At 58.8% G+C, this 5,429-nt stretch carries 1 tRNA gene and 3 rRNA genes; all 4 read right to left on the reverse strand.

Features of this window, described 5'->3' with window-relative positions:
* Positions 1-60: 60 nt before the first annotated feature.
* A 5S ribosomal RNA gene (rrf, locus tag CRO01_RS16215) occupies positions 61-182 on the reverse strand.
* A 143-nt stretch (positions 183-325) separates the two neighbouring features.
* Positions 326-3,250: ribosomal RNA gene (locus CRO01_RS16220) — 23S ribosomal RNA — on the reverse strand.
* 227 nt (positions 3,251-3,477) lie between these two features.
* A tRNA-Ala gene (locus CRO01_RS16225) sits at positions 3,478-3,549 on the reverse strand.
* A 200-nt stretch (positions 3,550-3,749) separates the two neighbouring features.
* Positions 3,750-5,220, reverse strand: a 16S ribosomal RNA gene (locus tag CRO01_RS16230).
* The 16S, 23S and 5S rRNA genes sit together here with 1 tRNA gene alongside, the layout of an rRNA operon.
* Between the last annotated feature and the right edge of the window lie 209 nt (positions 5,221-5,429).

The following is a 5,429-nucleotide window of genomic DNA, read 5'->3' on the forward strand; positions in this document are numbered from 1 at the left end:
CGCGTTCGAAATGAACCGACCCCCACGAGCGCGCTGCTCGTGAGGGTCGAGAGTATGAATGGGAGGCGGCGAGGCGGTGTTTCCAGAGGCTCGCGCACTCCAGTACTTGCCGTCACGTGGGTGAGCTTAACTTCCGTGTTCGGGATGGGTACGGGTGTTGCCTCACCACTCTGGCCGCCTTAAGGCCGATCAGCGGAATCGAACCGCCGACGATGGCGCCAGCCATCGGTCAAGGCAATCTCCAATGTACGTGCGATCCAGTTTACGCCTGGACTCATTCTCGAAGACGACGGCGTGTCTCCAAACTGAGCCAATGCGGATTATGATTGTGTGGCAGGACTTGCTTAGTGCTCGCGGACTCAACGTCTCGTTGCCTCGACGCGTACATCCCGAGTCTATCGAGCTTGTCTTCTACAAGCCGTCCAATGGAACCTCGTTTTCAGGTGGGTTTCCGGCTTAGATGCGTTCAGCCGTTACCCCGTGGTGCGTGGCTGCTCAGCACGTGCCCTTGCGGACAGCTGATACACCAGTGGCACCCATTCGTAGTTCCTCTCGTACTATACGAACGTTCCCGGCAGGTTCCGTTACACCCCCAATAGATAGCAGCCGACCTGTCTCACGACGGTCTAAACCCAGCTCACGACCTCCTTTAATAGGCGAACAACCTCACCCTTGCCCGCTTCTGCACGGGCAGGATGGAGGGAACCGACATCGAGGTAGCAAGCCACTCGGTCGATATGTGCTCTTGCGAGTGACGACTCTGTTATCCCTAGGGTAGCTTTTCTGTCATCAATCCGGCCCATTGAGGACCGTGATTGGTTCGCTAGACCCCGCTTTCGCGTCAGCGTCCTTCGTTAGGCAGGACACTGTCAGACCATCTTGTGCTCTTGCACTCTGCGCCGGATTTCTGACCCGGCTGAGATGATCATGGGGCGCGCTCGATCTTCTCTCAAGCGCGTACCGCCCCAGTCAAACTGCCCGGCTACCGGTGTCCTCCGCCAGGAGTGAGAGTCACAGTCACTAGTGGGTAGTATTTCAGTGATGCCTCGGTGGCCCGCTAGCGCGGGTACCTGTGTAACGGCTCCTACCTATCCTGCACACTAGCGACCGTGTCTCAGCGACAGCCTGCAGTAAAGCTCCATAGGGTCTTCGCTTCCCCTTGGGGGGCTCCAGACTCCGCACTGGAACGTACAGTTCACCGGGCCCGACGTTGGGACAGTGACGCTCTCGTTCATCCATTCGTGCAAGCCGCTACTGAAGCGGCAAGGTACTACGCTACCTTAAGAGGGTCATAGTTACCCCCGCCGTTAACGGGTCCTTCGTCCCATTGTACTGGGTGTTCAGATACCCGCACTGGGCAGGATTCAGTGACCGTACGAGTCCTTGCGGATTTGCGGTCACCTGTGTTGTTACTAGACAGTCGGAGCGTCCTGGTCTCTGCGACCTGCCTCGAAGGAGGCAGGCATCCCTTCTTGCGAACGTACGGGACTAACTTGCCGAATTCCCTAACGTCGGTTGCTCCCGACAGGCCTTGGCTTTCGCCGCCACGGATACCTGTGTCGGTTCTCGGTACGGACACCACACTCGCCTTTTCACGGGTCCCAGGTTGGCTCACCTTGCGCTATCTCGCCGTTCGACCGCTTCCTGCCATTACGGCTTCCACGGGCTTTGACGATTCGGCCGGGCGCGAACCCGGCGTGAGTGACCCCGAGACGTCAGCTTTCACTGTGTGGTGGCACAGGAATATTAACCTGTTACCCTGCTTTGACTCGCTCGAATTGCGACGAGTCTTAGGACCGGCTAACCCTCGGCTGATCAGCATTGCCGAGGAACCCTTATCCGTTTGGCCGTCGGGGTTCGCACCCGACTAACGCTGCTACTATGGCCAGGATTGTCGTCACCACGCGGTCCACACGAGCTCTCGCCCGTGCTTCCACCCACGTGGAGCGCCAACCTACTCGATCACCCTGTCACGGGTGCGGCCAGGTCTCGGTGATGGATTTGAGCCCCGATCATTTTGGGCGCCCCGAACCTCGGCCGGTAAGCTGTTACGCTTTTCTTAGAGGGTAGCTGCTTCTAAGCTCACCTCCCGGCTGTCTGGGGCTCGGGACCACCTTCAGAGGATTGCACTTAATCCATACTTGGGGACCTTAACCCGGCAGTGGGTTGTCTCCCTTCTGGTACACAGGCTTACCCCGTGCACCGGAATCCCTGGGTCGATAACGTTCGTAAGTTCGGAGTTTGACAGGTGAGCCGACCCCTCTCGGGGGCGGGATCACCAATCGGTGGCTCTACCTCACGAACTGTCTCGCCAGAGGTCATGCTTCGACATGTTTCGGTTGGAACCAGCTGTTGCCGAGCTCGATGGGCCTTTCACCCCTATACACGAGTCACGAGAGGGTATTGTAGGACACCAACTCTAACAGGCCTCCACGTGCCTTTCGGCACGCTTCACCTTGCTCGCGCATAGATCGCTCGGATTCGGGTCGGATCCGTCTGACTCCCCGCGCTTGAACACGGCGGCCCTCGGGCAAAGCCCTGCGGCCATGTTGGTTTCCCTGCGCCTTCCTAGATGCTCTAGTTAGACTTGTCAGACAGATCCACTCCCTGGCTCGTTTTTCAAAACGCACGACGGAACATCGGCTCCCCACGATTCCTACTAGAGGTTCGCACCTCGGTCGTTTTTCGTGGGGCCTTGTATGCCCCGTCGCTCAGTGGCCGACTGAGTTCAGGCCCTATTGCACCTCCCTTCTCGGGGTGCTTTTCAGCGTTCGCTCACGCTACTTGTTCGCTATCGGTCTCGAGGAGTGTTTAGTCTTCTCAGTCGATGCCTGAGATATTCACGAGGGATATCCAACCCCCGCTACTCTGGAGCTGACGCACGCAATACTGCACTTCGATACGGGACTGTCACCCTGTATCGTACTTCGTTCCAGAAGATTTCTCGAAGTGGGTCATGCGATGAGTGTCAGTCCGAACACCACATTGCCCGTAAGGGCTTCGGTTTGGACTGTGTCGCGTTCACTCGCGGTTACTGACGACATCGCGGTTTGCGTTCTATTCCTGTCGGTACTAAGATGTTTCAATTCCCGACGTTCCCCATTGCGCACAGCAATTGCGAGGGGATTCCCATTCGGAGATCCTGTGTTCTTCGCCTCCGTGCGGCTCCCACAGGCTTATCGCAGCTTGGCACGTCCGTCTTCAGCTCTCGAGCCGAGCCATTCACCAGCCGGCGTCGTAGCCACGTCTATATGTTGGACCAGGTCGGAGACGACGGAATGTCGTCTTCGATGAATGAGTCCAGTGGACGTCTGGATCGCACGTACACACGGTCGTCATCTACCGCCCGGTGGTTGTGAGGCGGTATCGACCCTTCCCATCCGCGCTCGCACGGGATGGTGCATCAGTTTGAGCGTACTCCGTTCGAGGTGCGTTTCCCACTTAAGGGCAACGATCCTCGAATCGCAGTACGCGACATGGACCCACAGGGATTCGAACCCTGGGCATCCTCCTTGCAAAGGAGGCACTCTACCACTGAGCTATGGGCCCACTCCCGCGGCCGCGATCGCGGCCGGGGAGGGCGTATGGAGTGTTAGCCTTGGCAGTTCGTTAGCGCCCGGACGAACGGGCGAGTCGTCGATGGCGGACCATGACTGGTGCCTACTGTGGAGAGTAGGGCTTGAGGGATACTCGCTCGGAGAGCGAGTCCTACGAGTGTGGGCTGGGGCATCGCCCCAGTCCCGGTCTGTAGGAGGTGATCCAGCCGCAGATTCCCCTACGGCTACCTTGTTACGACTTAAGCCCCCTTGCGGAGCCCAGATTCGACTCGGGAACCGAGCCTCATCCGGACCCCACTCGGGTGCTTTGACGGGCGGTGTGTGCAAGGAGCAGGGACGTATTCACCGCCACCTTCTGAGTGGCGATTACTACCGAATCCAGCTTCATGAGGGCGAGTTTCAGCCCTCAATCCGAACTACGACCGAGTTTCGGAGATTAGCGCCCCCTTTCGGGGTTGCATCCCACTGTCTCGGCCATTGTAGCCCGCGTGTCGCCCAGCACATTCGGGGCATACTGACCTACCGTTGCCCGTTCCTTCCTCCGTGTTGGCCACGGCAGTCCTCTTAATGTACCCACCTGGCTCGCGCCAGTGCTGGCAATTAAGAGTGCGGGTCTCGCTCGTTGCCTGACTTAACAGGACGCCTCACGGTACGAGCTGACGGCGGCCATGCACCTCCTCTCAATGGCTCTAGTAAGCTCATCACACTGACTGTCACTGCACATTGTCGATGCTGGTGAGATGTCCGGCGTTGAGTCCAATTAAACCGCAGGCTCCTCCGGTTGTAGTGCTCCCCCGCCAATTCCTTTAAGTTTCATCCTTGCAGACGTACTTCCCAGGCGGCCCGTTTAGCGTCTTCACTGCGGCACAGCACAGGCTCGTAGCCTGTGCCACACCTAACGGGCATCGTTTACAGCCAGGACTACCCGGGTATCTAATCCGGTTCGTGACCCTGGCTTTCGTCCCTCACCGTCGGATCCGTCCTCCCAGAGCGCTTTCGCCACCGGTGGTCCGGCCGGGATTACAGGATTTCACTCCTACCCCGGCCGTACCCTCTGGGCCGTCCGGTCCCAAGCCACACAGGTTTCGCCGGACGCCCACGCGTTGAGCGCGTGGATTTCCCGACGAACTTATGTGGCCGGCTACGGACGCTTTAGGCCCAATAAGAACGGCCATCACTCGAGCTGCCGGTATTACCGCGGCGGCTGGCACCGGTCTTGCCCAGCTCTTGTTCCACCACCACCTTACGGTGGTGAAAAGCGAGGACTGTATGCCCTCGCACTGGGGATCCCCTTATCGCACTGTCGTGCAGTGTAAAGGTTTCGCGCCTGCTGCGCCCCGTAGGGCCCGGTATCTTGTCTCAGATACCGTCTCCGGGCTCTTGCTCTCACAACCCGTACCGATTATGGGCACGGTGGGCCGTTACCCCACCGTCTACCTAATCGGCCGCAGCCACAGCCTCTGGCGCCGGAGCGTTTGGATCTCGGGCCGTTCCAGGCGTCGAGTAGTATCGAGTATTAGCCTCAGTTTCCCGAGGGTATGCTCGTCCAGAGGGTAGTTTGGCCACGTGTTACTGAGCTATCTGCCACGAGTCTAAGCTCGTGCGACTAGCATGGCTAAATCGGATCCCCATAGCAATGGCCTCCGGCAGGATCAACCGGAATGGTGCCCTCCCGTGTGGGAGGGCGGTATGGGCGGGATGCTTCCATAGTGGAAGCAACACCAATGTGGTCCCCGTCAGGGACCACGAACTATTGCATGGGTCCGTAGGTCGACGACATCGCTCGATCGTCCGGATGTCGCCGAACTACCAAGGCTAACATCAGATCCCATCTGTACGGCGGACCGCAGGGGTGGAATCCTCATTTCCTTC

The sequence above is a fragment of the Natronoarchaeum philippinense genome (assembly GCF_900215575.1).
GTDB classification, from domain to species: domain Archaea; phylum Halobacteriota; class Halobacteria; order Halobacteriales; family Natronoarchaeaceae; genus Natronoarchaeum; species Natronoarchaeum philippinense.